Genomic DNA, 25,345 nt, shown 5'->3' on the forward strand with positions numbered 1-25,345 from the left:
TTCGCGGCCCTCGTGGCGGGCGGCCTCTTCGCGCTCGGCTGGGCGCATGCGGACGAACCCTCGGCGCTCGTGATGACCGACAGCACGCACGACGTGATCCTCGAAGTCAGCGTCAACGGCGAGAACACGACGCTGCTCGCGCACTTCCGCGAGCGCGACGGCCATCTGTCGGCGAGCGGCGCCGACCTGCACACGATCGGCGTCGCGACCGACCGGCTCGGCATCGCCGACGCGGCGACGGTCGACCTCGACACGATTCCCGGCCTGCACTACCGCTACGACGCGGCACGCCAGCGCGTCGAACTGCAGATGCCCGATACGCTGCGCCGCCCCTACGCGATCGACAGCCGCGCATTGCCGCCCACGCAGGCGGCCAGCGCGTCGCGCGGCGTCGCGATCAACTACGAGGCGTACGCGCAGACGCTCGGCGACCGGCAGTACTCGCTCTACACCGACGTGCGCTACTTCGATCCGGGCGGCGTGTTCGACACCACGGGCGTCGCGACCTTCTATGACGGCCGCCGGCGCTACACGCGCTTCGATACGTCCTGGAGCCGCTCGGACCCGGCGCGGCCGAGCACGACGCAGATCGGCGACGCGATCTCGGGGTCGCTCGCGTGGACGCGCTCGGTGCGCCTCGGCGGCTTCCAGTGGCGCAGCAATTTCGCGCTGCGCCCCGATCTCGTGACGTTCCCGATCCCGTCGCTCGCCGGCTCCGCGGCCGTGCCGTCGGCCGTCGACCTGTACATCAACAACGTGCGCCAGTACACCGGCAACGTGCCGAGCGGCCCGTTCATCATTCACGACGTGCCGGGCATCACGGGCGCCGGCCAGGCGACCGTCATCACGCGCGACGCGCTCGGTCGCACCGTCGCGACGTCCGTGCCGCTCTACGTCGATACGCGCATGCTGTCCGCCGGGCTGTCGAGCTATTCGTTCGAGGCCGGCTTCCTGCGGCGCAACTACGGGCTGCAGTCGTTCGACTACGATGCGCGGCCGGCCGTCAGCGGCTCGCTGCGACGCGGGATCAGCCACGCGCTGACGGTCGAAGGGCATGCGGAAGCAACCGGCGGCGTGCTCAACGCGGGCGTCGGCGCGCTGCTGCGCCTCGGCTACGCGGGCGTCGTGAGCGGTGCGGTCGCGGGCAGCGCCGGCCGCTTTCCGGGCACGCAAGTGAGCGCCGGCTATCAGTTGATCGAACCGCGCTTCTCGATCAACGCGCAGACGATCCGCGCGTTCGGCCGCTACGGCGATCTCGCCTCGCGTGACGGCGCAACGGTGCCGGCGGCCACCGACCAGGCGACGCTCGCGCTGCCGTTCATCCACCGCCAGACACTGTCGCTCAGCTACATCGGCTTCCGGATGCCGCAAGGCCCGAGCGCGCGGATCGGCACCGTGTCGTACACGCTGGGCCTCGGCGATCTCGCGTCGCTGACCATGAGTGCGTACCGCGATTTCGCGCAGCAGGGCGCGAGCGGCGCGTTCGTATCGCTGAACATCGGGCTCGGCCGCAACACGTCGATCAATACGACCGTCGGCCGACAGCGCGGCCAGTCGAACTACACCGTCGACGCGAGCCGCCCGCCCGACTACGACGGCGGCTGGGGCTGGGGCGTACAGGCCGGCGGCACGGGTGCGGTGCCGTACCGGCAGGCACAGGTCCGCTATCTCGGTCATGCGGGCGAAGTCATCGCGGCCGCGCAGAACATCGACCGCCAGAGCGGCGCGTCGCTCGACGTCAGCGGCGCGCTCGTGTTCATGGACGGCAGCCTCCTGTTGTCGCGCCGCATCACCGACGGCTTCGCGCTCGTGTCGACCGACGGCGTCGCGGGCATCCCGGTGCTGCACGAAAACCGCGTGATCGGCACGACCGATCGCGCCGGGCACCTGCTCGTGCCCGACCTGAATGCGTACCAGAACAACCGGATCGCGATCGATGCGATGAAACTGCCCGCCGATGCGCGGATCGCCCGCACGTCGATGACGGTCGTGCCGCAGGCGCAATCGGGCGTGTTCACGCGTTTCGGCGTGTCACGCTATCGCGCGGCATCGGTGATCCTGCATGACGATACCGGCCGCCCGCTGCCGGCCGGCGCGCGCGTGCATCACGCCGAAAGCGGCGCGGATACGATCGTCGGCTACGACGGGCTCACGTTCATCGACGGATTGAAGGACGACAACCACCTCGCGATCGACTACGGCACGCAGCACTGTGTCGCGGCATTCGCGTTCACCGCGCCCGGCAACGGCACGCTGCCGACCATCGGGCCCCTCACGTGCCGGACGACGCCGTGAGGTTCGCGCTGCTGGTCCTCGTCGCCTTCATCGCGTGGTGCGGCTCGCCCCGTCACGCACAGGCCGAAAGCTGCACCGCGACCGCATCGAACGTGAGCTTCGGCTCGGTCAGCCCGATCTCGAACGCGCCGGTCGCCGTGACCGGTACGGTCAGCATCACCTGCACGTGGGCGGCCGTCTCGCTGACGCCGAACGTGCTCGTGTGCCTGAACCTCGGCGGCACGAGCCCGCGCAGCCTCGTCAACGGCAGCAACGCGATGCAATACGACCTCTATCTCGACGGCGGGCATTCGGTCGCATGGGGCTCCGTGTATTCCGGCACGACCCCGGCGTCCGTCACGCTGGTCAAGCCCGCACTCGGCACGAGCGCGTCCGCGACGGTCACCGTGTACGGACAGATCACCGGTAACCAGCCGACCGTCCCGACGACCGGCAACAGCACCACGACCTACTCGCAGACCTTCGGCGGCAACACGACATCGATCAACACCGGGTTCTACCTGCTCGGCGCGCCGACTTGTGCGTCGCTGACGACGTCGAACGGAACCTTCCCGTTCAGCGTGACGGCGAACGTCATCAACAACTGCAACATCAGCGCGACCAATGTGAGCTTCGGCACCGCGAGCCTGCTGTCGGGCTCGCTCACGGCGAGCGGTTCGATCACCGCGCAGTGCACCAACGGCGACGCATGGCAAATCGCGCTGAACGGCGGCGGCAGCGGCAACGTGACGGCGCGCCAGATGCAGCGCAGCGGCGGTGGCGGCGCGATCGGCTACGGGCTTTACACCGACGCCGCGCGCTCGATCGCATGGGGCGACGGCACGGGCGGCAGTTCGACGGTCACGGGCGTCGGCACGGGCACGTCGCAGGTCGTGACCGTGTACGGCGCGGTGCCGGCGCAAACGACGCCCGCGCCCGGCAACTACAGCGACACGATCACCGCGACGATCAGCTTCTAGCGTTCAGGGGCATGAGCGAGCGCGGGCGCACGCGCCGCGCCGCCCGCTCAAAACATGACGGTCCATGCGGACGGCGCACCCGCCCCCGCGCCCACGCCGCGCGACGCCGACCGTGCATCGGGCAGCGGCGCGTGGCTGAGCATGAACGGCGTGCCGTGCGCGCAACTGACACTCGGGACGCCGGTATCGGCGACGCCCTGCGGCGCCCCGGTGCCGATCGTGCACGTTTCCGGAATGGTGAGACTGACGCGCAGCGGAATCGAGGGCTCCGTCGCGTTCGCGAGGGACCCTACGCCGGGCGCGGCCAGCGCGAGCGCGATCGCGATCGCACCGCGTCTGATTGGGTCGGCTGTCATCGTGCGGTGCTCCTTCGTGCATCCATTCAGCATATGCGCGAATTATCGGCGTGCGGGCGGAAAACCTGAACCCGCACGCACGTGGCCGTGCCCGCCGCGCCGGTCAGCGCGCGGCGGCGAACCCGCCGAAAAACGCACGCGCATTCGCATCGAGGCTGTCGAGGTGATAGCCGCCTTCCTGCACGATCACCGTCGGCAACCCGAGTGCGCCGATCGCGCCGCCGAGCTGCCCGAAACCGTCGGTCGTGACGGCCACCTGCGATTGCGGATCGTCCTTGTAGATATCGAAGCCGAGCGCGAGCACGAGCGCATCGGGCTGGAACCGCGCGAGCGCGCGCAGCGCATCGTCGAGCCGCTCGAAGAACGCCGACTCCGGCGCACCGTGCGGCATCGGCAAGTTGAGGTTGAAGCCGTCGCCCGCCCCGGTGCCCGTCTCTTCCTCATAGCCCGCGACGACCGGGTAGAAGTTGGTCGGGTCACCGTGGATCGACACGTACAGCACGTCGTCGCGGCCGTAGAAGATCTCCTGCACGCCCTGCCCGTGATGCATGTCGGTGTCGAGGATCGCGACCCGGCGGTGGCGGCCGAGCAGCGACTGCGCGGCGATCGCCGCGTTGTTCAGGTAGCAGAAGCCGCCGGCCGCGTCGCGGCGCGCGTGATGGCCGGGCGGCCGGCACAGCGCGTATGCCTCGCGCGCGCCGTCGTTGACGTCGGCCGCGGCCGCCAGCGCGTCCTGCGCGGACCAGTACGCGGCACGCCACGTGTTCGCGCCGACCGGGCAGCTGCCGTCGGCGAGGTAGCGCGCGGCTTTCGCGAGCACGCCGCGCAGCGGATTCGGGTCGCGCACGAACACGTTCGACATCACTTCGTCGCCCCAGTCGTCGGGCATCCGCTTCCAGTCGCGATGCGCTTCTTCCAGGAAGCGCAGGTAGTTCATGTCGTGCACGGCCGCGATCGGCGCGGTGCCACGGTCGGCCGGCTCGCGCACGTCGAAGTCGAGCGACCGGACGGCAGTGGCGAGCCGCGCCGCGCGCTCGGGTACTTCCTGCGGTTCACGCATCCGGCCGCGTGACAGGTAGCTGCGCGGATGGTGCAGCAACTGCTCGGGATGGAAATAGGTTTTCATCGTTCGCCCTCGTCGGTTTTTCGATTGGTCGGCTTGCCGGCTCGGCTCATCATGCGTGCTGCGCGGCGGCCGCCACCGCAACGCCCGCCGCGACGCCGGCGCGCGCGAGCACCGCATGCAGCAGCACGTTCGTGCCGCGTGTCACGTCATCCGGCAGCGCATTCTCGGCTTCGTTGTGCGACAGGCCGTCGACGCACGGGATGAACACCATCGCGGTCGGCACGCAGCGCGCGAGCAGGATCGCGTCGTGCCCGGCGCCGCTGACGATCCGCTCGCTCGTATAGCCGAACGCTGCCGCCGCCTGCGCGACCTGCTCGACGCAGTCGCGATCGAACGGCGTCGCCGGGCTGCGCCAGCAGGTTTCCATCGCGACCTGCACGCCGCGAGCGGCGGCGACACGCGTGCACGCGTCGCGCAAGTCGCGCTCCATCGCATCGACTTGCGCATCGTCGTGATGGCGGAGGTCGACCGTGAACGTCACGTCGCCCGCAATGGTGTTGCGCGATGCATTGCGGATGCCGACCTGGCCGATCGTCGCGAGCCCGCGCGGTGCATAGCCGGCAACGATCCGTTCGAGTTCGAGCGCCATCTGCGCGCTCGCGAAAGTCGCGTCCTTGCGATACGGCATCGGCGTCGTGCCCGCATGCGCGGCCACGCCAGTCACCGTCACGTCGAGCCAGCGGATCGCCTGCCCGCCCGTGACGATGCCGATCGTCGTGCCGTTCGCCTCGAGCACGGGGCCCTGTTCGATATGCGCCTCGAAGTACGCATCGACCGCGCCGCCCGCCGCACGTGCGCCGCGATAGCCGCATGCGTCGAGCGCCGCGCCGAGCGTGACGCCGTCGGCGTCCTGCTTCGCGAGCGCTTCGTCGAGCGGCAACGCGCCCGTGAACACGGCCGAGCCGAGCATCGCCGGCGCGAAGCGCGCGCCCTCCTCGTTGGTCCAGGACACGATCTCCAGCGGCTTGTCGGTCGCGATGCCGGCGTCGTTCAGCGTGCGCACGAGTTCGAGCGCGGCGAGCACGCCATAGACGCCATCGAAGCGGCCGCCTTCGGGCTGCGTGTCGAGATGGCTGCCGATCAGCACCGGCGCTGCCTGCGCATCGGTGCCGTCGCGCCGCGCGAACAGGTTGCCGACGGCGTCGACGCTCACCGTCATTCCCGCGTCGCGGCACCACTGCGCGAACCGGTCGCGCCCGCGACGATCGTCGTCGGTGAGCGCGAGGCGCCGCACGCCGCCGCGCGGCGTCGCGCCGATACGCGCCATGTCCGCCAGGCTCTGCCACAAACGGGCGCCGTCGATTTCCAGCAGGTCTTTCATGTGCACTCCGGATGAATTCTTTTGTTGAGGGTCACTGCGAGCCGAACGCTTCGGCCGCGGCCGGCCGTGCCGCACGGCGTGCGTCGAGCGCGACGATGCACAGCAGCGAGATGCCGGCGAGACACGTGTAGAACACCGCGAGCGGCCACCACTGGCCCGCGAAGCGATGGGCGAGCCACGTGCCGACGAGCGGCGTCAGCCCGCCCGCGATCGCGCCGCAGATCTGGTAGGCGAGCGAGATCGCCGAATAGCGCACGTGCGCAGGGAACACGTCGCTCACGAAGCCCGCGATCACCGAATAGAAGCCGGCCATGCAGACCACCGCGAGCGCGATGCCCGCAATCAGCGACGCGGACGTGCCGCCCTGCACGAGCATGAACATCGGATACGGCGACAGCATCGCGAGCAGCGCCGCGAGCTTCAGGAAGCGCGCGCCGCCGATGCGCTCGGCGATCCACGCGGCGATCGGCTGTGCGACGAACTGGATGATCGCGACCGCGAACAGGCTGTCGAGGATCAGCGAGCGCGACACGCCGACGTATTGCGTCGTGTACGCGATCATGAACGTGTTCGTGAAATAGACGCCCGCGATGCCGATCGTGTTCGCGCCGATGCAGAGCGCCACGAGCCCCGACGCGGAGCGGAACACCTCCGCGACCGGCAGCTTCACCGTGCGATTGGTTTCCTTCACGCGCGCGAATTCCGGCGACTCGTTCACGCCGAGCCGAATCAGGATGCCGACCACGAGCAGCACCGAACTCGCTAGAAACGGCAAACGCCAGCCCCACGCGAGGAAGTCGGCCTTGTCCATCGACGTGACCGCGCGGAACGCGATCAGCGACAGGATCAGCCCGGCCGGGCTGCCGAGCTGCGCGAACGACGCGAAGAACGTGCGGCGCCCCTGCGGCGCATGCTCGCCCGCCATCAGCACCGCACCGCCCCATTCGCCGCCGACCGCGATCCCCTGCACCACGCGCAACGCGACGAGCAGCACCGGCGCGAGCATGCCGACCTTCGAATAGTCGGGCAGCAGCCCGACGCAGACGGTCGCGACGCCCATCATCATCAGCGTCGTCATCAACGCCTTCTTGCGGCCGATTCGATCGCCGAGATGACCGAAGATCACGCCGCCGAGCGGCCGCGCGAAGAAGCCGACCGCGAACGTCGCGAACGACGCCATCGTGCTGACGAAGCGGTCATGCGACGGGAAATAGAGTTCGCCGAACACGAGCGCGGCGGCGGTCGCGTAGATGTAGAAGTCGTACCACTCGATCATCGTGCCGATGAATGCGGCCGTCGCGGCGCGCGCCGGCTGGCGGGCGGAAGAAAGGGACTGGGTCATGCGGGCTCCTGATGCGCGCCGCGGCGGGCGGCGCGCAATTCGTGTGACGGCCGTCTGTCGCGGCCTTGCGCCGCACGCTGCGGCACCCCTCCTTTATCGGCGACCGCAAATCATTAGTCAAATTTCAAGTTATTATTCTCCGTATAAATTCAGCTAATACCCGCCTTGACGGCTCGCCCGGAGACCCGATGCGCCCCGACCTCGCCCCGTTCCTGAACGACCGCCTCGACTGGAACCTGTTGCGCACGTATCTCGTGATCATCCAGGAGCGTAGCGTGAGCCGCGCGGCCGCGCGCCTGCACGTCACACAGCCTGCGGTGAGCCAGGCCTTGCGGCGGCTCGAGGACGCGCTCGAACGCAAGCTGATCGAGCGGCGCGGCACGCACTTCGCGCCGACGCCGGCTGGCGAAGCCGTCTACCGGATCGCGAGCGACATCTACGGCGGCATCTCGCGCCTCGAAACCGAAATCGACGACAGCACCGCCGACCTGACCGGATCGATCCGGCTGCTGACGGTGAGCCGCATCGAGTCGCCCGTCTACGACGAATTCCTCGCGGACTTCCATCGCGCGTATCCGCGCATCGATCTGCAGATCGAAGTGATGCGCTCGTCGGACATCCTGTCTTCGCTGCTGCAGAAAACGGCCACGGCCGGGCTCGGCCTGTGCCGCACGCCGCACGACAAGCTGGAGATGCGCTGCTTCCTGCGCCAGCGCTATGCGATCTACTGCGGCCGTCATCACCGGCTGTTCGGGCAGACGCAACTGCGGATGGACGATCTGCTCGCCGAGAATTTCGTGTCGTTCACGAGCGACCAGATCGGCGACAGCCTGTCGCCGCTCACCGTGTTTCGCGACCAGCGGGGCTTCACGGGGCGCATCGTCGCGTCGTCGCCAAGCCTCGAGGAAGTGCGGCGGCTGATCTTCGCCGGCTACGGGATCGGCTGCCTGCCCGAGCACATCGTGCGCGACGACATCGCCCAGCAGCGGCTGTGGCGGCTGCCGCCCGACGACGGGCTCGTCGATGTCGACGTGTTCCTGCTGTGGCATCGCGATCGCAAGATGAACGCGGCGGAGCATGCGTTTCTCGACGCGATGGAGCGCTGCATGCAGCGCTACTCGCTGGCGGAGCGGTTGGGGAAGTAAGGGCGCGGATGCGCTCGAGGAAAGCACCGGGCACGCACGGCCCGGCGCGTCGTGCCGATCAGAAGCGATGCACGATGCCCAACTGCACACCCCGTGCATTCGCGCCCGGATACGCGAGCGGCAAGCCGGGGTTCGCCGCACCGGCGAGCGTATAGCCGGCCTGCCTGCGGTTGCGCAGGTACGACAGCGCACCGTAGAAGCTCGTGCGCTTCGACAGGTCGTACTCGTACATCAGCCCGAGCTGGTCCGCATGGTTGCCCTGCGACGACTGGTCGTGCAGATACGCGTAGCCGAGCGCCACGTAGTTCGCCGGATTGAACTGGTATTTGACCGACAGCCCGTACACGCGCGAATCGATGCCGAGATCGGCCCACTTCACCGCGGAGAAGCCGCCGTACACGGTGGCCTTGCCGATCTCGTACGACGCGCCGGCCATGATCGTGCGATCGGTCGTGGTCGCCGTCGCGTTCTTCAGCCACTGGCCCGCGACGAACGCGCCGAACGGCCCGTGTTCGTAGGTCAGGTCGAACTGCTGGCTCGAGCCTGCCGAGCGCACGCCGCCCGCATCGCCGAATCCGAAGTACAGCCCGCCCTGGAAGCCCGCGATCTCCGGGCTCTGGTACGACAGCGTGTTGCTGGTGCGGAACGCGAACACGGTCAGGTTGTCCATGCCGGACGCCTGCGTGACGCCGCCGAACGCATCCTGGCCGCCCTGGTCGTTGAACAGCGGCGAATTCTGGCGGCCCGCGCGCACCTTGCCCCACTGCCCCGCGATGCCGACCCACGCCTGCCGGTTGAACAGGCTGCCCGCACTCGCGAGCGAACCGTCGTTCGGATTGAAGCCGTTCTCCAGCGCGAACTCGATCTTCTGCCCGCCGCCGAGATCCTCGCCGCCCTTCAGCCCGAACCGGCTGCCCCACTGGCCGCCCGAATTGATCGCCGCCGTGTAGCCGTTGCCCGAATTCACGTACTGCGCGAATTCGTCGATCACGCCGTACAGCGTGACGCCGTCCTGCGCGAACGCGGCGTCGGATCCGGCGATGCACGCCGCCGCGACCGTCATGCGAAGACCGGCGTGCACCATCCGCGCCCGGGCATCGCTTCCGCGGGCTGTCGTTTGTTTAGTCATACTATTCAATGGTCAGAGAATGAAACGACACCGGGCGCGGCAGTCGCGCCGCACCGGCATCGCGGGAAAGGAAACGGGGGAGAACCGGGTGCAGGCAGCGCCCGGCTCGCGCGACAGTCAGGCCGGCAGCCGGCCGGCCCGAGGCGCGTGACGTGTCGTCAGTGGTGAACTTCGCCGCGTTCGAGCGGCAGGATCAGGCGTTCTGGAATGCTGCGGCGCGATGCGCGTGCGCCGATGTAGTACAGCACGGCCGGCACGAGCAGGCCGAGGATCCACGAGATGTCGGTGCCGCCGAGCGCGTCGACGAGCGGCCCCGTGTAGATGTGCGTCGACATGAACGGCAACTGCACGAGGATGCCGACCACGTAGATCGTGATCGCCATCACGTTCCAGCGGCCGTAGCGGCCGTCCGGATCGGACAGCGCCGGCACGTCGTAGCGCGAGCGCGTGAAGCAGTAGTAATCGACCAGGTTGATCGCGCTCCACGGCGTGAAGAACGCGAGCAGGAACAGGATGAACGCAGTGAATTCCTTCAGGAACGAGTGGCGGCCCGCGAGCGCGATGAGCGTGGATACGCAGATCATCCCGAAGATGTACACGAGGCGGCTGCGCGACGACACGGCGTGCTTGCCGCGAAAGCCGCTGACGATCGTCGCCATCGACATGAAGCTGCCGTATGCGTTGAGCGCCGTCACCGTCACCTTGCCGAACGCGATGCTGAAATACAGCAGCGCGGCCACGGCGCCCGTCGAGCCGAGGCCGACGATATACGCAACCTCATGGTGCGCGAACTGGCCGCCGGCCAGCGCGGCCGCAAACACGCCGAACACCATCGCCGCCTGCGCGCCGATCACCGAGCCCAGGCCGACCGCGACGAACGTCGCGACCGACGACGTCGAACGCGGCAGGTAGCGCGAATAGTCGGCGACGTACGGGCCGAACGCGATCTGCCACGACGCGGACAGCGACATCGACAGCAGGAAGCTCGCGAGCGAGAAATGCTTGTTCGCGAGCAGCGCGCCGATGTCGTGGTTCGCGAACAGCTGCGTGAACATGTAGACGAACGCGGCGATGCCGACCACGCTCGCGATCCGGCCGACGGCATGGATCGCGCGATAGCCGAACACGGTCAGCACGACGATCACGGCCGCGAACAGCAGGATGCCGGCCGCGTCGTCGATGTGCAGCAACTGCGCGACGGCCTGCCCGGCCAGCACCGAGCCGCTGGCGGAAAAGCCGATGTACATCAGGCACACGAGCACGATCGGGATCATCGCGCCATAGACGCCGAACTGCACGCGGCTCGAGATCATCTGCGGCAGCCCGAGCTGCGGCCCCTGCGCGCCATGCAGCGCCATCACCGCGCCGCCGATGAACTGGCCGAGCAGCAGCGCGACCAGCGACCAGAACACGTCGCCGCCGAGCACGACCGCGAGTGCGCCCGTGACGATGGCCGTGATCTGCATGTTCGCCGACAGCCACAGCGTGAACTGGCTCAGCAAGCCGCCGTGGCGCTCGGCGTCGGGAATGAAGTCGATCGAACGGACTTCGATCAGGCCGCCGGCTTTTCCACTGGGATTCGTTGACACGGGGAAATCTCCAAAATACTCAGGATCACAAATGGTTTGAACGAGACGGGAAGCTGCGAGCCGCCCTTTCGGCTCGGTGGGTGCGGGGCGCCGTGGATCGCCGGCATGCGCCACGCACGCACGGTCTGCGCACTGGCGCGCAAGCGGCACGACGTGTGCCGACATTGCCAGCGGATGATCTTGTATATACAACTTGCGAGGTATCGGTGATTACCCGGAATCCGCCGATTTTCGAAAATGTCCGAATAATCGGGTTACGCTCGGCGTGTCCAGTCGAAAGTCGGATGTCGGAATAATGAAAGCTCAGGCGCGTGCGGGCGGTGCCTGATCGGGCTCGGCCGTCATGTCGGCGGCGGGCAGGAGGTTCAGCATGCGCCGGGCGGCCTCGACGTCGCGCACGTGCAGCCATTCGTCGTAGTCGTCGCGGCGCAGCATCACGACGCCCCGCTTCTCTTCGCCGGGCCGATGCATCCGCGCGAACAGCGGGTGCATATCCGCGTTGACCGTGAGCATCGCCATGCCCACGCGCTCGCGGCCGTCGTCACCTTCGTAGCGCCGCCAGATGCCGGCGACACAGCACGGTTGCCAGCCGTCGACGCCGATCCGCTGCCACACGTTGCGACCGGTTTCGTAGCAGGGCTCGAAGATCCAGCGCACCGGAATCAGGCAGCGCTGGCCGTTGCGCCACGCGTTGCCGTAGAGCCGCGACGAGCCGACCGTTTCCGCCCGCGCGTTCACCGTGTCGAGCTTCTTCTTTTTACGGCCGTTCTCGTCGAGCCGCTCGGGCTGCATGAATTTCGGCCAGAAGCCGAACACGGCCGCGACGACTTCGAGGCCGTCGCCATCGGCGCGCGCGATCGGCGCCGCGTAGTCGGGATACACGTCGGGCGCCCACGGGTCGCGGCGATACAGATCGCCGATGCCGATCTTCAGTTCGCTGATGCCCGGGTCTTCGTCGGGGGCGCGGTAGTGAGTGCACACGGCTCGGCGGACGATGGAAGCAATGTTTCCATCGTAGATCAGCGCAGGAGCCGCGGCCGCGTTATTGTTTTGTATGACGAAACAGTTTTACGAATCTATTTTCCCATGGCTCGCCGCCGGCGCGATGCGTACAGGCAGATCAGTTCCAGCGCGATCGTCGCGCCGGCCAGCGACGTGATTTCCGCATGATCGTACGGCGGCGACACTTCGACCACATCCATGCCGACCAGGTTGATGCCGTCCAGATGCCGCAGGATCTCGAGCGCCTGATGGCTCGACAACCCGCCCGAGACCGGCGTACCCGTGCCCGGCGCGAACGCCGGATCGAGGCAGTCGATGTCGAACGTCAGGTACACGGGATGGTCGCCGACCCGCTCGCGAATGCGCGCGGCGACCGCGGCGGGTGTGGATGCATGCACCCGGCGCGCATCCTGGATGTCGAAGCCCATCGGCTCGTCGTTGGTCGTCCGGATGCCGATCTGCGCCGACCGTTCGGGCACGACCCACCCTTCCCGCGCCGCGTGATAGAACATCGTGCCGTGATCGATGCGCTTCACGTCGCGGTCGGGCCACGTGTCGGTATGCGCATCGAAGTGCACGAGCGACAGCGGCCCGTGCACCTTCGCATGCGCCTTCAGCAGCGGATACGTGATGAAGTGATCGCCGCCGAGCGTCAGCATCGCGCAGCCGTGCGCGAGGATCGCATCCGCATGCCGCTCGATCGCGCCCGGCACCGATTCGGGCTGCCCGAGATCGAATGCGCAATCGCCGTAGTCGACCGCGGCCAGCACGTCGAACGGATCGAACGACCACGGCCACGGGCGCTCCCACGCGATGCCTGTCGACGCAATCCGCAACCCGCGCGGGCCGAATCGCGTGCCGGGCCGATGCGACGCGGCGGAGTCGAACGGCACGCCGGTGATCGCGAGGTCGACGCCGCCGAGATCGCGGCTGAAACGCCGGCGCATGAAGCTCGTCGCGCCCGCGAAGGTCGGTTCGGCCTGCGTGCCGTAGAGGCTGTCGCGCGTGAAGGCGAAATCGTTCTGGCTCATCGTCGGATTCCTGTCTGGTGGGAAACGGCCGCGCGGCTCGCGACCTCGTGCCCGATTCTGCCGTCACGGCATCCGACGAAAAATATGAACTAACATAAGCCGACTTCACAAAACGCGATGTATCGCCATGCTGACCCGACTGAGAGACATGGATTTGCAACTGCTGCGGCTCTTTCTGACGATCGTCGAAAGCGGCGGCTTCAGCGCCGCGCAGGGCACGCTCGGCATGGCGCCTTCGACGATCAGCACGCAGATGGCCAAGCTCGAGACGCGTCTCGGGTTCCGGCTGTGCGATCGCGGCAAGAGCGGCTTCCGGCTGACGCCGAAGGGCGAGCGCGTGCTGCAGTCGACGCGGCGGCTCCTGCACGCGATGGACGTGTTCACGCGCGATACGCAGCACGTGTCGGGCACATTACTCGGCGAACTGCGCATCGGGCTGTCCGAGCGGCTCGCACCGGACGTCGTCGAATCGATCGCGGCGAGCGTCGGCCGCTTCCGCGAACGGGCGCCCGATGTGCTGATCGAGATGATCGCGGTGCCGCCCGACGAACTGGAGCGCCGGTTGCTGAAGGGCGAACTGCAGCTCGCGATCGGCTACTTTTCCGGCCACCAGGCCGGCCTGCACTACGCACCGCTGTTCGTCGAACACCAGTCGCTGCACTGCGGCGCGCGGCATCCGCTGTTCGCGAAGAAGACCGTGTCGGTCAACGACATTGCGAACACGAGCAACGTCGCGCGGCTCTACAAGACGAATACGTCGGGTGCGGCGCCGCGCAACGCGCAACCGACCGCGTTCTCCGAAAACGTCGACGCCGACGTGATCTTCATCCTGTCCGGCGCGCATGTCGGCTTCCTGCCCGACCACGTCGCGGCGCCCTGGGTCGCCGCGGGCAAGATGCGCCGGCTGCTCGCGAGCAAGCTGAGCCATACGGTCGAATTCCAGCTCGCGACACCAAGGAACTGCGACGGTAGCGAAGCGCTGGAGGCCTTCACGGCGGCGCTTGCAGAACAGTTCGGCGGGCTCGACGGCTTCGCGGATCAGTGACCGGCGCGCGCCGTCCGTTTTGCGTCAGACGAGTTGGTCCGACGCGATGACCTGCACGCCCGGCCGCGCGTCGATCGCCGCGTCGAGCATCGCGCGGGCAATCCGCGACGCGGGATTCACGCGCCACTTCGCCGGCAAAACAGGCCGGGCCACGTTCAACACGGACACCAGCAGCCGCTCGCCGAACCTGAATTCATCGCGGCTGCCGCCGATCAGGCCGGGCCGCACGTAAGTGAGCGACGCGAACCCGATACCGGCGAGCGCCTGCTCGACCTCCCCCTTCACACGGTTGTAGAAGATGCGCGACGCCGGATCCGCGCCGAGTGCGGAATTCAGCACGTAAGCCGGCGTACCGGAGCGGCGCGCGAGCCGCGCGACCGCGAGCGGATAGTCGTGGTCGACGCGCCGGAATGCCGTCTGGGAGCCCGCGGCCCGCATCGTCGTGCCGAGCGTGCAGATCACGGCGTCGGCGCGCCACCAGTCAACCGTGTCGGGCAGATGATCGAAATCGACCTCGAGCGCACGCATCTTCGGGTGCGGCGACAACGGGCGGCGCGCGAGGACGATCACCTGATCGACCCGCGCATCGGCGAGCGCGACTTCGAGGACGTGACGCCCGACGAGTCCGGTCGCGCCGATGAGCAGCAATTTCATGTCCGGTTCTTCCGTGTGGAGCCTGCGTTGGCGGGCCGGGAACGGCCCGGTTTCCGGCTTCCTGCATGATCGCCGGGCGACTCGGCGACGACAACCTCCCAACATCTCGAAAAATTACAGGATGTGCCTGCTTCGCCGCGGTGCGCGCTACGAGCCGCCCCCTGTCCCGACACGCTCGGCGCGACACCTGTCCAGCGCCTGTACGTCTGCGAGAACGACGACATGCCGCTAAATCCCCGGTTCTGCGCGATTTCCTTGATCGACAACCGCCCTCCCGCGATCGGCGCCTGCGCGCGGATCTTGCGCACCGCGCCCGACATGCCCCTGACGCATGCACCGTCGCCCTGCAACCGGTCGAGCCGGCACTGCAAATGAAAAGCCGCCGATGCGCACGTCGCGCATCGGCGGCTTCGTGTTACGTGTGATACGCGTCAGATATGCACCGCATGCCCAAGCGCACGCAGCGCCGCCTCCTGCAGCGCTTCGCCGAGCGTCGGGTGCGCATGGATCGTGCCGCCGATGTCCTCCAGCCGCGCGCCCATCTCCAGCGACTGCGAGAACGCGGCAGCCAGCTCCGACACACCGCGCCCGACCGCCTGCCAGCCGACGATCAGGTGGTTGTCGCGCCGCGCGACGACACGCACGAAGCCGTCGGTCGCCTGCAGCGTCATCGCGCGCCCGTTCGCCGCGAACGGGAACGACGCGCTCACGCAATCGACATCGGCCGCCCGCGCGTCGTCCGGCGACCAGCCGGCCGTGACGATCTCCGGATCGGTGAAGCACACGGCCGGGATCGACGCGGGCACGAACTTGCGGCGCTTGCCGGCGATCAGCTCGGCCACCATCTCGCCCTGCGCCATCGCACGATGCGCGAGCATGGGCTCGCCGGCGACGTCGCCGATCGCCCAGACGTTGCGCATCGACGTCCGGCATTCGTCGTCGATCCACAGCGCGCGGCCGTTGCGATCGAGCGGCAGCGACTCGAGCCCGAAGCCGTCGACGCGCGGCCGGCGGCCGACCGCCACCAGCACGCGATCGGCCTGCAGCGTCTGCTCCGCGCCATCGGCGGCCTGCACGCGCACCGCGCCATGCTCCGCGAGCCCGAGCACCTTGTGGCCGAGCAGCAGCCGCACGCCCAGCCGCGCGAGCGAATCGGCAACCGGCCGCGCGAGTTCGGCATCGTACGCGGGCAACACGCGCTCCGCCGCTTCGACGACGCTCACGTCGACACCGAGCTTGCGATAGACGATCCCGAGTTCGAGCCCGATATACCCGGCCCCGACGACGACCAGCCGCTTCGGCAACGTCTCGGGCGACAGCGCCTCGGTGGACGACACGACATGCCCGCCGAACGGCATCGACGGCAGCGCGACCGGTTCGGAACCGGTCGCGAGCAACAGGTGCTCGCAGCTGATGCGCGTCGTATGCCCGCCGCCGACGACGTCGACGGTCTTGCCGTCGACCACCTGCGCATCGCCATGCAGCACGCGCACGCCGTTCTTCTTGAGCAGCGCGCCGACCCCGCGCGTCAGCCGGTCGACGATACCGTCCTTCCAGGCGACGCTTTTCCCGATGTCGATCTCGGGCGTGCGCACGCGGATCCCGAGCGCGCCCTCGCCCGCGTGGCCGCGGGCCTGTTCGAATGCGTCGGCCACGTGGATCAGCGCCTTCGACGGAATGCAGCCGATGTTCAGGCACGTGCCGCCGAGCCGGTCGCGCTCGACGAGCACGGTCGGAATGCCGAGCTGGCCGGCGCGAATCGCGGCGACGTAGCCGCCCGGGCCGCCGCCGATCACCAGCAGCGTGGTGTGTTCGTTCTTCATTGCGTGATCACTCCACGAACAGCAGTGCCGGGCGCTCGAGCACCGCGCGCACGGCCTGGATGAATTCGGCCGCATCCGCGCCATCGACGACGCGATGGTCGAACGACGACGACAGGTTCATCATCTTGCGCGCGACGACCGCGCCGTCGCGGATCATCGGTCGCTCGACGATGCGGTTCACGCCGACGATGCCCACTTCAGGATGATTGATGACCGGTGTCGACACGATGCCGCCGAGCGCGCCGAGGCTCGAGATCGTGATCGTCGAGCCGCTCAGCTCGTCGCGCTGCGCGCGGTTCGCGCGCACCGCATCGGCGAGCCGCGCGATCTCGGCGGAAATCGACCACACGTCGCGCGCTTCCGCATGACGCAGCACGGGCACCGTGAGGCCGCCGTCCGTCTGTGTCGCGACGCCCATGTGCACCGCGCCGTAGCGCGTGACGACACCCGCTTCGTCGTCGAAACGCGCGTTGATCTGCGGGAAGTCGCGCAACGCGATCACCATCGCGCGGATCAGCAGCGGCAGCGGCGTGAGCTTGCCGCGCGTGTCGCCGTGGCGGCGATTCAGTTCCGTGCGCAACGATTCGAGCTCGGTGACGTCGATCTCCTCGACGTAGCTGAAGTGCGGAATGCGGCGCTTCGCTTCCTGCATCTTGCGTGCGATCGCGCGCCGCAGGCCGATCACCGGAACGTCGGTTTCGTCGTTGCGTTCGGCGTAGCCATGCGCGTGCGATCCGCACGCCGCACCGCTGCCGGTGCCCGCATACGCATCGAGGTCCGCGTGCAGGATCCGCCCTGCCTCACCGGTGCCGCGCACATAGCGCAGCTCGATGCCCATGTCCCATGCGCGCTGGCGCACGGCCGGCGATGCGAGCGGCCGTTCGCCCGGCGCGAGGGCCGCGCGCGGCGGCTCCGCTTTCTCCGCGTGCTCGGCCTGCTTCGCACGACGCGGCTCCGCCGGTGCGGGCTTCGCCGCCGGTTTGGCGGACAATTCCGCCGGCGCGTCGGCCACCGACTTCGACGGCGCCGACGCGACCGGTGCGGTTGCTACCTTTGATTCCCGCACCGGTGCGCCGGCCTTCAGGTTGCCGTCGCCTTCGACCTCGAGGCGAATCAGCTCGCTGCCGACCGCCATCATCTCGCCGATCCGGCCGCCGAGCTCGATCACCTTGCCGGTCACCGGCGACGGAATCTCGACCGCCGCCTTGTCGGTCATCACGTCGGCGAGCGGCTGGTCTTCCTTGATCGTCTGCCCGACTTCCACGTGCCAGGCCACCAGCTCGACCTCGGCAATCCCTTCGCCGATATCCGGCATCTTGATGACATGAATCCCCATCTCACGCCTCCATCACGCGTCGCAACGCTTCACCGACCCGGGCCGGGCCCGGAAAGTACGCCCACTCCTGCGCATGCGGATACGGCGTATCCCAGCCCGTCGTGCGCTCGACCGGCGCCTCGAGGTGGTAGAAGCAATGTTCCTGGACCAGCGACACCAGTTCCGCACCGTAACCGCAGGTGCGCGTCGCCTCGTGCACCACGACGCAGCGCCCGGTCTTGCGCACCGACGCGACGATCGTGTCGAGGTCGAGCGGCCACAGCGTGCGCAGGTCGATCACCTCCGCGTCGATGCCCGTCTCCTCGGCCGCGGCGAGCGACACGTGCACCGTCGTGCCGTAGGTCAGCACCGTCACGTCGTTGCCGGGCCGCACCACGGCGGCCGTATCGAGCGGCACCGTGTAGTAGCCCTCGGGCACCGCGCTGGCCGGATGCTTGAGCCACGACGTGACCGGCCGGTCGTGATGCCCGTCGAACGGCCCGTTGTACAGCCGTTTCGGTTCGAGGAAGATCACCGGATCGTCGTTCTCGATCGATGCGATCAGCAGCCCCTTGGCGTCGTACGGATTCGACGGCATCACCGTGCGCAGCCCGCACACCTGCGTGAACATCGCCTCCGGGCTCTGGCTGTGCGTCTGGCCGCCGTAGATCCCGCCGCCGCAGGGCATGCGGATCGTCATCGGCGCGATGAACTGGCCGGCCGAGCGATAGCGCAGCCGCGCGCCTTCCGACACGATCTGGTCGGATGCCGGATAGAAATAGTCGGCGAACTGGATCTCGCACACCGGGCGCAGCCCGTATGCGCCCATCCCCACCGCCGCGCCGACGATCCCGCTTTCCGAGATCGGCGCATCGAACACGCGCGACTTGCCGTATTTGTTCTGCAGTCCTTCGGTACAGCGGAACACGCCGCCGAAATAACCGACGTCCTGCCCGAACACGACCACGTCGCTGTCGCGCCCGAGCATCACGTCCATCGCCGAGCGCAGCGCCTGGATCATCGTCATCGGCTGCGTTGCCGTGCCTGCCTCTTGTTGCGCCATGATCACGCTCCCAGTTCCTGGCGCTGACGGCGCAGGTGCGCGGGCAGCTCCTTGTACACGTCGTCGAACATCGACGCCGGCGACGGAATCCGGTCGTCGGCCAGCGAGCCGTATTTCTCCGCTTCCTTCTGCGCGGAGATCACCTCGGCCTCGAGCTCGGCCGTCAACGCTTCGTGCGCGCTGTCGGACCAGAGGCCCTTGACGATCAGGTGGCGCTTGAAGCGTTCGATCGGATCGCCGAGCGGGAAATGGGACCAGTCGTCGCTCGGCCGGTACTTGGTCGGATCGTCCGACGTCGAATGCGCGCCCGCACGGTAGGTCACCCATTCGATCAGCGTCGGGCCGAGATTGCGGCGCGCGCGTTCGGCCGCCCAGCTCGACGCCGCGTAGATCGCGAGGAAGTCGTTGCCGTCGACGCGCAGCGACGCGATCCCGCAGCCGACGCCGCGCCCGGCGAAGGTCGTGCCTTCGCCGCCCGCGATCGCCTGGAACGTCGAGATCGCCCACTGGTTGTTGACGACGTTCAGCACAACCGGCGCGCGGTACACGTGCGCGAACGTGAGCGCAGTATGGAAGTCGGATTCGGCCGTCGCGCCGTCACCGATCCACGCGGACGCGATCTTCGTGTCGCCCTTGATCGCCGACGCCATCGCCCAGCCGACCGCCTGGATGAACTGCGTCGCGAGGTTGCCGGAGATGGAGAAGAAGCCCGCGTCGCGGTCCGAGTACATCACGGGGAGCTGGCGGCCTTTCAGCGGGTCGCCTTCGTTCGACATCAGCTGGCAGATCATCCGTTCGAGCGGGACGTCGCGCGCGATCAGGATGCTCTGCTGCCGGTAGGTCGGGAAGCACATGTCGCCGTCGCGCAGCGCCATCGTGTGCGCGGTGCCGATCGCCTCTTCGCCGAGGCTCAACATGTAGAAGGAGATTTTCTTCTGACGCTGCGCGATCATCATGCGCGCGTCGAATATGCGGGTCTTGAGCATCGCGCGCAGGCCGGCGATCAGCCGCGCATCGTCGAGATCCGGTGCCCACGGGCCGACGGCCTTGCCGCTGTCGTCGAGCACGCGCACGAGGCTGCGGGCGAGATCGGCGGTGTCCGCCGCGGCAACGTCGATCGGCGGGCGGCGAACGGCACCGGCCGGCGATAGATGCAGATAGGAAAAGTCCGTCTTGCAGCCCGGGCGCCCGGTGGGCTCCGGCACATGCAGACGCAATGGCTCTGACAGGCTCATCGTGTCGTCTCCACGCTCGATTGTGTCTCACGCTGTTTGGGAACGCGCGGCCGGTTGCCGGCCTGCGCGCGGGTTGGCGTGCGGATAGGCACGTCAACCTCGGAAATCTATGCCTTGCCGCGGCGCACGTCGATGCCCAAGCCGCTCGATCGCGGTGAGCAGATTTGCCATGGGGAATCGCTGCGGCGCATCGGGGCGACCGGCGGCATCGGCGCAGCATGGGTTTGCTGCGGCGCAGGGTCGCCGGGTAGACGGCGATCGGGCATCGGGCCGCGAACGGGTGGGCGCGCGGCGGTCATGCGAAGGTACGACGCAAAAGACCCCGCGAAATCGTCGATTTCGGCGGGGTCTTTCGGGGGCGGGTGCGGCCGGGCCGGCGGCCCGCCTTGCCGGCTTACTCCGGCACGCGACCGGTCACGCGTCGGGGCGGAAGATGTCGAAGCGGCTGTCGGGCTTCACGTGCACGTAGGCCGACGGGCCGCCCGCACGAAGAATGATGCCGGCGCCGAACGTGTCGAAGATGCCGTCCTTCAGCAGGTCATGACGGATATGGACCGCGACGACCTCGCCCAGCACCAGCGTGGCCGGCGTCTCGACGCCATGATGATCGCGCAGCCGGATCACGTCGGTCACCCTGCATTCGAAGTTCACGCCGCTTTCCGCGACGCGCGGCACGTTGACGACACGCGACGGCACCGCGGTCAGGCCGCCGAGTTCGAATTCGTTGACCTCGTACGGTACGGCGGCGCAGGTCTGGTTCATCCGCTCGGCGAGATCGCGCGTCGCGAGATTCCACACGAACTCGCCGGTCTCCTGCACGTTGCGCAGGCTGTCCTTCGCGCCGGTACTCGAAAAGCCGATGATCGGCGGACGATAGTTGAACGCGTTGAAAAAACTGTAGGGCGCGAGATTGAGCGTGCCGTCGCCGCCGCGGGAAGCGATCCAGCCAATCGGGCGCGGGCCGATGATCGCGTTCAGCGGATCGTGCGGCAGGCCGTGGCCTTGCGAGGGTTCGTAATAGTGGTGGGTCGAGTCGTTCATGACAGGTGGTGTGGCGAGGCGCAAGCGATGGCGGAATCGGCCGGCGCGCTGCGTTCGCCGGGGGCGGCGAACGCGTGCGGCGCGACGTGCGTGCCAGTATCACATGGCGCCGTTTTCGCCGCAGCGAAGCGGCACGGACGATGAAGGCGTCACGCGTCACACTCACAAAAAAACCCGCGAGGGCTTCATTTCTCGCGGGTTTTTTACACCTTCGTCAAATCGAATCTCGTCAATGCAATCGATGGTGCCGGGGACCGGACTCGAACCGGCAAGCCAGTTAAGGCGGCGGATTTTCATCACACTGCTTCTTTCAAAGCCGGCGTCGCGTGCGCGATGCCGTTCGTGCGCTGGACTATGCCTTCGCCGTCGCGCGCGGGCTTGCCTGCCGCCCATGCGCCTTAGGCGCCCCCCGTCTAGTCTCTACACCTTCCTCGCGGATGCCGCGAGGCTTGGCTCGGCGTTGCCTCGATGCGCGCATCAGGGGTTTCGCCGAATTTGAAGGGTTCTGCACCGACCGTTTCCGACCGGGCACTCAATCGTTTAAGTCCGCTATGTTTACCAATTTCATCACCCCGGCAAGAGGGCGGACGCGATTCTACCATTGCTTGCCCATGCGTTCCCTTATTCCGCGGCGTCGCATCGCGACACCCCCCACTTCCGCACGGATTCATCCGTTGTCGTCGATGCCGCCGCACCGCCGCCAACGATTTCCTCCCGCGCCGCGGCATCCCCGATACAATCGAGTCCGCGTCGTCCTACGGCCCGATCCGTCAGACGTTTGTGTCGTGCTTTTTGCGAAACAAGCGTCGCCTGCGTCATCGCGAAGTCACAAACGTTTTCGATAATTTCCCGGCCGAAAACGTTTACATCGCAAGGTTTCATGACCTCGACCATCAAGGACGTCGCTGCCCTCGCGGGCTTCTCGATCGCTACCGTCTCGCGCGCGATCAACGCTCCGCATACCGTCAGCCCCGCCACGCTGCAAACGATCCGCACCGCGATCGACACACTGCAGTTCCGCCCGAGCCCGCTCGGCCGGCAGCTGCGCGGCGAGCGCACGCGGCTCGTCGGCGTCGTCGTGCCGACGTTGTCGAACCCCGTGTTCGCCGACTGCCTGCAAGGCATCGACGAACTCGCGACCGCGGCCGGCTTCAAGCTGATTCTGATGACGACCGAATACGACGCGGCACGCGAGCGCCACGCGATCGAGACGCTGCGCGAACAGCGCGTCGAAGGGCTGATCCTCACCGTCGCCGATGCGGATACCCACCCGCTGCTCGACATGCTCGACCACGACGGCCCGCACTACGTGCTGATGCACAACGACACGCAGCGCCGCCCGTCGGTGTCGGTCGACAACCGCCGTGCCGCGTATGACGGCGTGCGGCTGCTGACCGCGCGCGGCCACCGCCGCTTGCTGATGCTGGCCGGCTCGCTTGCCGCGTCGGATCGCGCGCGCCAGCGTCATCTCGGCTATGCGCAGGCCCTCGAGGAAATCGGCGTCGCCCCGTTGCCGCCGGTCGAAGTCGACTTCAACGCGCCCGAGCTGCCCGACGCGGTGCTCGCGCATCTCACCGCGCACGCGACGCGCCCGACCGCCCTCTTCTGCAGCAACGACCTGCTCGCGATGGTCGTGATGCGCGGCCTGCGCCGCGCGGGCTTCTCGATTCCCGACGACCTGTCGGTGCTCGGCTTCGACGGGATCGCGCTCGGCGAACTGCTCGCGCCGCCGCTCGCGAGCGTCGCGACGCCGAACCGCGACATCGGCCGCCACGCATGGCAGCGTCTCGTCGAATGCATCGGCGGCGCGGCGATCGAACGCACGTCGCTGATCCTGCCGCACCTGGTGCGCGACGGCGCAACCGTGGCGCCGCCGGCCACCGACCTGCAATTGCGCAAGGCCTGAACCCGCGCCGCACACCCTGCACACCACCACACCACCCCTGCGCCTCACCCTCGCCCGGAGACCTACCGTGTCCTTTCGCCTGACCTCGCTGCTGCGCGCGCTTGCAGCGCCCATCGCCTGCGCCGCGCTCTTCGCCGGCGCGCCCGCCGCCCACGCCGACGAAACCGCGATCTGCTACAACTGCCCGCCCGAATGGGCCGACTGGGCCGCGCAGATCGCGGCGATCAAACAGAAGACCGGCATCCGCGTGCCGTTCGACAACAAGAACTCGGGCCAGTCGATCGCGCAGCTGATCGCCGAGCAGAAGAGCCCGGTCGCCGACGTGGTCTACCTCGGCGTGTCGTCGGCGTTCCAGGCGAAGGACAAGGGCGTGATCGCACCGTACAAGCCCGCGCACTGGAACGACATTCCCGCGAACCTGAAGGACCCGCAAGGCTACTGGTTCGCGATCCACTCGGGCACGCTCGGCTTCTTCGTGAACAAGGACGCGCTCGACGGCAAGCCGGTGCCGCGCTCGTGGGCCGATCTGCTGAAGCCGGAATACAAGGGCATGGTCGGCTATCTCGACCCGTCGAGTGCGTTCGTCGGCTATGCGGGCGCGGTGGCCGTGAACCAGGCGCTCGGCGGCAGCCTCGACAACTTCAAGCCCGCACTCGACTGGTTCAGGAAGCTGAAGGCGAATGCGCCGATCGTGCCGAAGCAGACCGCGTATGCGCGCGTGCTGTCGGGTGAAATTCCGATCCTGCTCGACTACGACTTCGACGCGTATCGCGCGAAGTACAAGGACAGCGCGAACGTCGAGTTCGTGATTCCGAAGGAAGGCACGATCGCGGTGCCGTACGTGATGAGTCTCGTGAAGGGCGCCCCGCACGACGCGAACGGCAAGAAGGTGCTCGACTTCGTGCTGTCCGACGAAGGCCAGAAGCTGTGGGCCAACGCCTACCTGCGCCCGGTGCGCGCGCAAGCGCTCGGCGCCGACATCGCATCGAAGTTCCTGCCGGCGAGCGAATATGCGCGTGCGAAACCGGTCGACTTCGGCAAGATGGCGGCCGGCCAGCAGGCATTCGGCCAGCAATACCTGCAGATCATGCAGTAAGCGGCGGACCTCACCGATGCTTGACCTGACTTTCCCGCTGCGCTGGCGCGTCGCGCTCGTCGCGCCGGCGCTCGCGGTGTTCGCCGCGTTCTGGCTGCTGCCGATGGCCGCGCTCGTTCAGGTGTCCGCCGACGGCGCGTTCTTCTCGCACTACGCGGCGCTGCTCGGCAATGCGCGCTACATGAAGAGCCTCGGCGAAACCATCGCGCTGTCCGCGGGCGTCACGCTCGCGACGCTCGCGCTGTCGACGATCTCGGGCCTCCTGCTCGCACGCCGCGAATTCGCGGGCAAGCGCGTGCTGCTCGCGCTGCTCACGTTTCCGCTCGCGTTCCCGGGGGTCGTCGTCGGCTTCATGGTGATCATGCTCGCCGGGCGACAGGGGCTGATCGGGATGCTGTCCGCGAAGCTCACCGGCGACAAGTGGGTGTTCGCGTACTCGGTCGCCGGGCTGTTCATCGGCTACCTGTACTTCTCGATTCCGCGCGTGATCGTCACCGTGATCGCGGCCGCGTCGAAGCTCGACGCGTCGCTCGAGGAAGCCGCGCGTTCGCTCGGCGCATCGCCGTGGCGCATCTTCGTCGACATCGTGCTGCCCGCGCTCGCGCCGGGCCTGATCGCGGCCGGCGCGATCTGCTTCGCGACCGCGATGGGCGCGTTCGGCACCGCGTTCACGCTCGCCACCGACCTGAACGTGTTGCCGATGACGATCTATACCGAGTTCACGCTGAACGCGAACATCGCGACGGCGGCCGGCCTGTCGATCGTGCTCGGCATCGTCACCTGGGCCGTGCTCGCGCTCGCGCGCCGCTTCACCGGCCACACTGCCGCCGCCGCGGCCTGAGGATTCCTGCATGCAATCGCTTTCCGGCTCT

The 25,345-nt window shown here is 68.0% G+C and carries 21 protein-coding genes; 7 read left to right on the top strand and 14 right to left on the bottom strand.

Going from position 1 to position 25,345, the window contains the following annotated elements; genetic code table 11:
- The first annotated feature begins 12 nt into the window (after positions 1-12).
- Positions 13-2,295 carry a fimbria/pilus outer membrane usher protein gene (locus G3N96_RS29030; RefSeq protein ID WP_346778917.1) on the top strand — a complete coding sequence of 761 codons (2,283 nt, stop codon included), beginning with the start codon at positions 13-15 and terminating at the stop codon, positions 2,293-2,295.
- Positions 2,277-3,254: a spore coat U domain-containing protein gene (locus tag G3N96_RS29035; protein ID WP_346778916.1), complete on the top strand. Its 978-nt coding sequence runs from the start codon at positions 2,277-2,279 to the stop codon at positions 3,252-3,254. The genes G3N96_RS29030 and G3N96_RS29035 overlap by 19 nt, the downstream gene beginning before the upstream one ends.
- Positions 3,255-3,301: 47 nt before the next feature.
- On the opposite strand, the gene G3N96_RS29040 is transcribed toward G3N96_RS29035, so the two are convergent.
- The 4 genes from G3N96_RS29040 to G3N96_RS29055 form a co-directional block, all read right to left on the bottom strand.
- A complete protein-coding gene (locus tag G3N96_RS29040) occupies positions 3,302-3,610 on the bottom strand; it encodes a hypothetical protein (protein WP_206139313.1) in 309 nt (102 codons plus the stop codon).
- A 103-nt stretch (positions 3,611-3,713) separates the two neighbouring features.
- Positions 3,714-4,736 carry a histone deacetylase family protein gene (locus G3N96_RS29045; RefSeq protein WP_124575886.1) on the bottom strand — a complete coding sequence of 341 codons (1,023 nt, stop codon included), beginning with the start codon at positions 4,734-4,736 and terminating at the stop codon, positions 3,714-3,716.
- Positions 4,737-4,785: 49 nt separating this feature from the next.
- Positions 4,786-6,057: a Zn-dependent hydrolase gene (locus G3N96_RS29050; RefSeq protein WP_206139314.1), complete on the bottom strand. Its 1,272-nt coding sequence runs from the start codon at positions 6,055-6,057 to the stop codon at positions 4,786-4,788.
- Between the two features lie 31 nt (positions 6,058-6,088).
- A complete protein-coding gene (locus G3N96_RS29055; protein WP_206139315.1) occupies positions 6,089-7,399 on the bottom strand; it encodes an MFS transporter in 1,311 nt (436 codons plus the stop codon).
- 188 nt (positions 7,400-7,587) lie between these two features.
- Here G3N96_RS29055 and G3N96_RS29060 point away from each other — a divergent pair, with 188 nt between their 5' ends.
- Entirely contained in the window at positions 7,588-8,544 is a 957-nt protein-coding gene (locus tag G3N96_RS29060; protein ID WP_124575889.1) for a LysR family transcriptional regulator, read from the top strand.
- Between the two features lie 58 nt (positions 8,545-8,602).
- Here G3N96_RS29060 and G3N96_RS29065 read toward each other — a convergent pair whose 3' ends face one another.
- The 4 genes from G3N96_RS29065 to speB all read right to left on the bottom strand — a co-directional run bounded on the left by G3N96_RS29065 (position 8,603) and on the right by speB (position 13,295).
- Positions 8,603-9,673, bottom strand: a complete 1,071-nt coding sequence (locus G3N96_RS29065) for a porin (RefSeq protein ID WP_206139316.1) — start codon at positions 9,671-9,673, stop codon at positions 8,603-8,605.
- A 158-nt stretch (positions 9,674-9,831) separates the two neighbouring features.
- Positions 9,832-11,262: a cytosine permease gene (locus G3N96_RS29070; RefSeq protein ID WP_089439662.1), complete on the bottom strand. Its 1,431-nt coding sequence runs from the start codon at positions 11,260-11,262 to the stop codon at positions 9,832-9,834.
- Positions 11,263-11,565: 303 nt separating this feature from the next.
- Positions 11,566-12,243 (bottom strand): SOS response-associated peptidase family protein, encoded by a 678-nt coding sequence (locus G3N96_RS29075; protein ID WP_124575894.1) that lies wholly within the window; start codon positions 12,241-12,243, stop codon positions 11,566-11,568.
- A 95-nt stretch (positions 12,244-12,338) separates the two neighbouring features.
- Positions 12,339-13,295, bottom strand: a complete 957-nt coding sequence (speB, locus tag G3N96_RS29080; RefSeq protein ID WP_206139317.1) for an agmatinase — start codon at positions 13,293-13,295, stop codon at positions 12,339-12,341.
- A 127-nt stretch (positions 13,296-13,422) separates the two neighbouring features.
- Between speB and G3N96_RS29085 the strand changes: the two genes are divergently transcribed.
- On the top strand, positions 13,423-14,340 hold the full coding sequence (locus tag G3N96_RS29085; protein WP_206139318.1) for a LysR family transcriptional regulator: 918 nt from the start codon (positions 13,423-13,425) through the stop codon (positions 14,338-14,340).
- 24 nt (positions 14,341-14,364) lie between these two features.
- Here G3N96_RS29085 and G3N96_RS29090 read toward each other — a convergent pair whose 3' ends face one another.
- The 6 genes from G3N96_RS29090 to G3N96_RS29115 form a co-directional block, all read right to left on the bottom strand.
- Positions 14,365-14,994, bottom strand: coding sequence for an NAD-dependent epimerase/dehydratase family protein (locus G3N96_RS29090; protein ID WP_206139319.1), 630 nt, complete (start codon positions 14,992-14,994; stop codon positions 14,365-14,367).
- A gap of 431 nt (positions 14,995-15,425) precedes the next feature.
- Complete coding sequence (gene lpdA, locus G3N96_RS29095) at positions 15,426-16,817, bottom strand: dihydrolipoyl dehydrogenase (protein ID WP_206139320.1); 1,392 nt, start codon at positions 16,815-16,817, stop codon at positions 15,426-15,428.
- A 7-nt stretch (positions 16,818-16,824) separates the two neighbouring features.
- Positions 16,825-18,153 (bottom strand): dihydrolipoamide acetyltransferase family protein, encoded by a 1,329-nt coding sequence (locus tag G3N96_RS29100; RefSeq protein ID WP_206139321.1) that lies wholly within the window; start codon positions 18,151-18,153, stop codon positions 16,825-16,827.
- A gap of 1 nt (position 18,154) precedes the next feature.
- Positions 18,155-19,195, bottom strand: a complete 1,041-nt coding sequence (locus G3N96_RS29105) for an alpha-ketoacid dehydrogenase subunit beta (RefSeq protein WP_089439648.1) — start codon at positions 19,193-19,195, stop codon at positions 18,155-18,157.
- A 2-nt stretch (positions 19,196-19,197) separates the two neighbouring features.
- Entirely contained in the window at positions 19,198-20,430 is a 1,233-nt protein-coding gene (locus tag G3N96_RS29110; protein WP_206139322.1) for a 3-methyl-2-oxobutanoate dehydrogenase (2-methylpropanoyl-transferring) subunit alpha, read from the bottom strand.
- 414 nt (positions 20,431-20,844) lie between these two features.
- A complete protein-coding gene (locus G3N96_RS29115; RefSeq protein WP_124575903.1) occupies positions 20,845-21,471 on the bottom strand; it encodes a flavin reductase family protein in 627 nt (208 codons plus the stop codon).
- 880 nt (positions 21,472-22,351) lie between these two features.
- Between G3N96_RS29115 and G3N96_RS29120 the strand changes: the two genes are divergently transcribed.
- The 3 genes from G3N96_RS29120 to G3N96_RS29130 all read left to right on the top strand — a co-directional run bounded on the left by G3N96_RS29120 (position 22,352) and on the right by G3N96_RS29130 (position 25,314).
- Positions 22,352-23,377 (top strand): substrate-binding domain-containing protein, encoded by a 1,026-nt coding sequence (locus tag G3N96_RS29120; RefSeq protein WP_206139323.1) that lies wholly within the window; start codon positions 22,352-22,354, stop codon positions 23,375-23,377.
- Positions 23,378-23,444: 67 nt separating this feature from the next.
- On the top strand, positions 23,445-24,473 hold the full coding sequence (locus tag G3N96_RS29125) for an ABC transporter substrate-binding protein (protein ID WP_206139324.1): 1,029 nt from the start codon (positions 23,445-23,447) through the stop codon (positions 24,471-24,473).
- Between the two features lie 16 nt (positions 24,474-24,489).
- Complete coding sequence (locus tag G3N96_RS29130) at positions 24,490-25,314, top strand: ABC transporter permease (protein ID WP_069247587.1); 825 nt, start codon at positions 24,490-24,492, stop codon at positions 25,312-25,314.
- Positions 25,315-25,345 lie beyond the last annotated feature (31 nt).

Origin of the sequence: Burkholderia sp. Se-20373, from assembly GCF_017104705.1 — a bacterium.
Lineage (GTDB): Bacteria > Pseudomonadota > Gammaproteobacteria > Burkholderiales > Burkholderiaceae > Burkholderia.

Coding starts and splice junctions, on each gene's coding strand:
- G3N96_RS29040 (WP_206139313.1), bottom strand. CDS start 3,610: ATGACAGCCGACCCAATCAGACGCGGTGCGATCGCGATCGCGCTCGCG.
- G3N96_RS29045 (WP_124575886.1), bottom strand. CDS start 4,736: ATGAAAACCTATTTCCATCCCGAGCAGTTGCTGCACCATCCGCGCAGC.
- G3N96_RS29050 (WP_206139314.1), bottom strand. CDS start 6,057: ATGAAAGACCTGCTGGAAATCGACGGCGCCCGTTTGTGGCAGAGCCTG.
- G3N96_RS29055 (WP_206139315.1), bottom strand. CDS start 7,399: ATGACCCAGTCCCTTTCTTCCGCCCGCCAGCCGGCGCGCGCCGCGACG.
- G3N96_RS29060 (WP_124575889.1), top strand. CDS start 7,588: ATGCGCCCCGACCTCGCCCCGTTCCTGAACGACCGCCTCGACTGGAAC.
- G3N96_RS29065 (WP_206139316.1), bottom strand. CDS start 9,673: ATGACTAAACAAACGACAGCCCGCGGAAGCGATGCCCGGGCGCGGATG.
- speB (WP_206139317.1), bottom strand. CDS start 13,295: ATGAGCCAGAACGATTTCGCCTTCACGCGCGACAGCCTCTACGGCACG.
- G3N96_RS29085 (WP_206139318.1), top strand. CDS start 13,423: ATGCTGACCCGACTGAGAGACATGGATTTGCAACTGCTGCGGCTCTTT.
- G3N96_RS29090 (WP_206139319.1), bottom strand. CDS start 14,994: ATGAAATTGCTGCTCATCGGCGCGACCGGACTCGTCGGGCGTCACGTC.
- lpdA (WP_206139320.1), bottom strand. CDS start 16,817: ATGAAGAACGAACACACCACGCTGCTGGTGATCGGCGGCGGCCCGGGC.
- G3N96_RS29100 (WP_206139321.1), bottom strand. CDS start 18,153: ATGGGGATTCATGTCATCAAGATGCCGGATATCGGCGAAGGGATTGCC.
- G3N96_RS29105 (WP_089439648.1), bottom strand. CDS start 19,195: ATGGCGCAACAAGAGGCAGGCACGGCAACGCAGCCGATGACGATGATC.
- G3N96_RS29110 (WP_206139322.1), bottom strand. CDS start 20,430: ATGAGCCTGTCAGAGCCATTGCGTCTGCATGTGCCGGAGCCCACCGGG.
- G3N96_RS29115 (WP_124575903.1), bottom strand. CDS start 21,471: ATGAACGACTCGACCCACCACTATTACGAACCCTCGCAAGGCCACGGC.
- G3N96_RS29120 (WP_206139323.1), top strand. CDS start 22,352: ATGACCTCGACCATCAAGGACGTCGCTGCCCTCGCGGGCTTCTCGATC.
- G3N96_RS29130 (WP_069247587.1), top strand. CDS start 24,490: ATGCTTGACCTGACTTTCCCGCTGCGCTGGCGCGTCGCGCTCGTCGCG.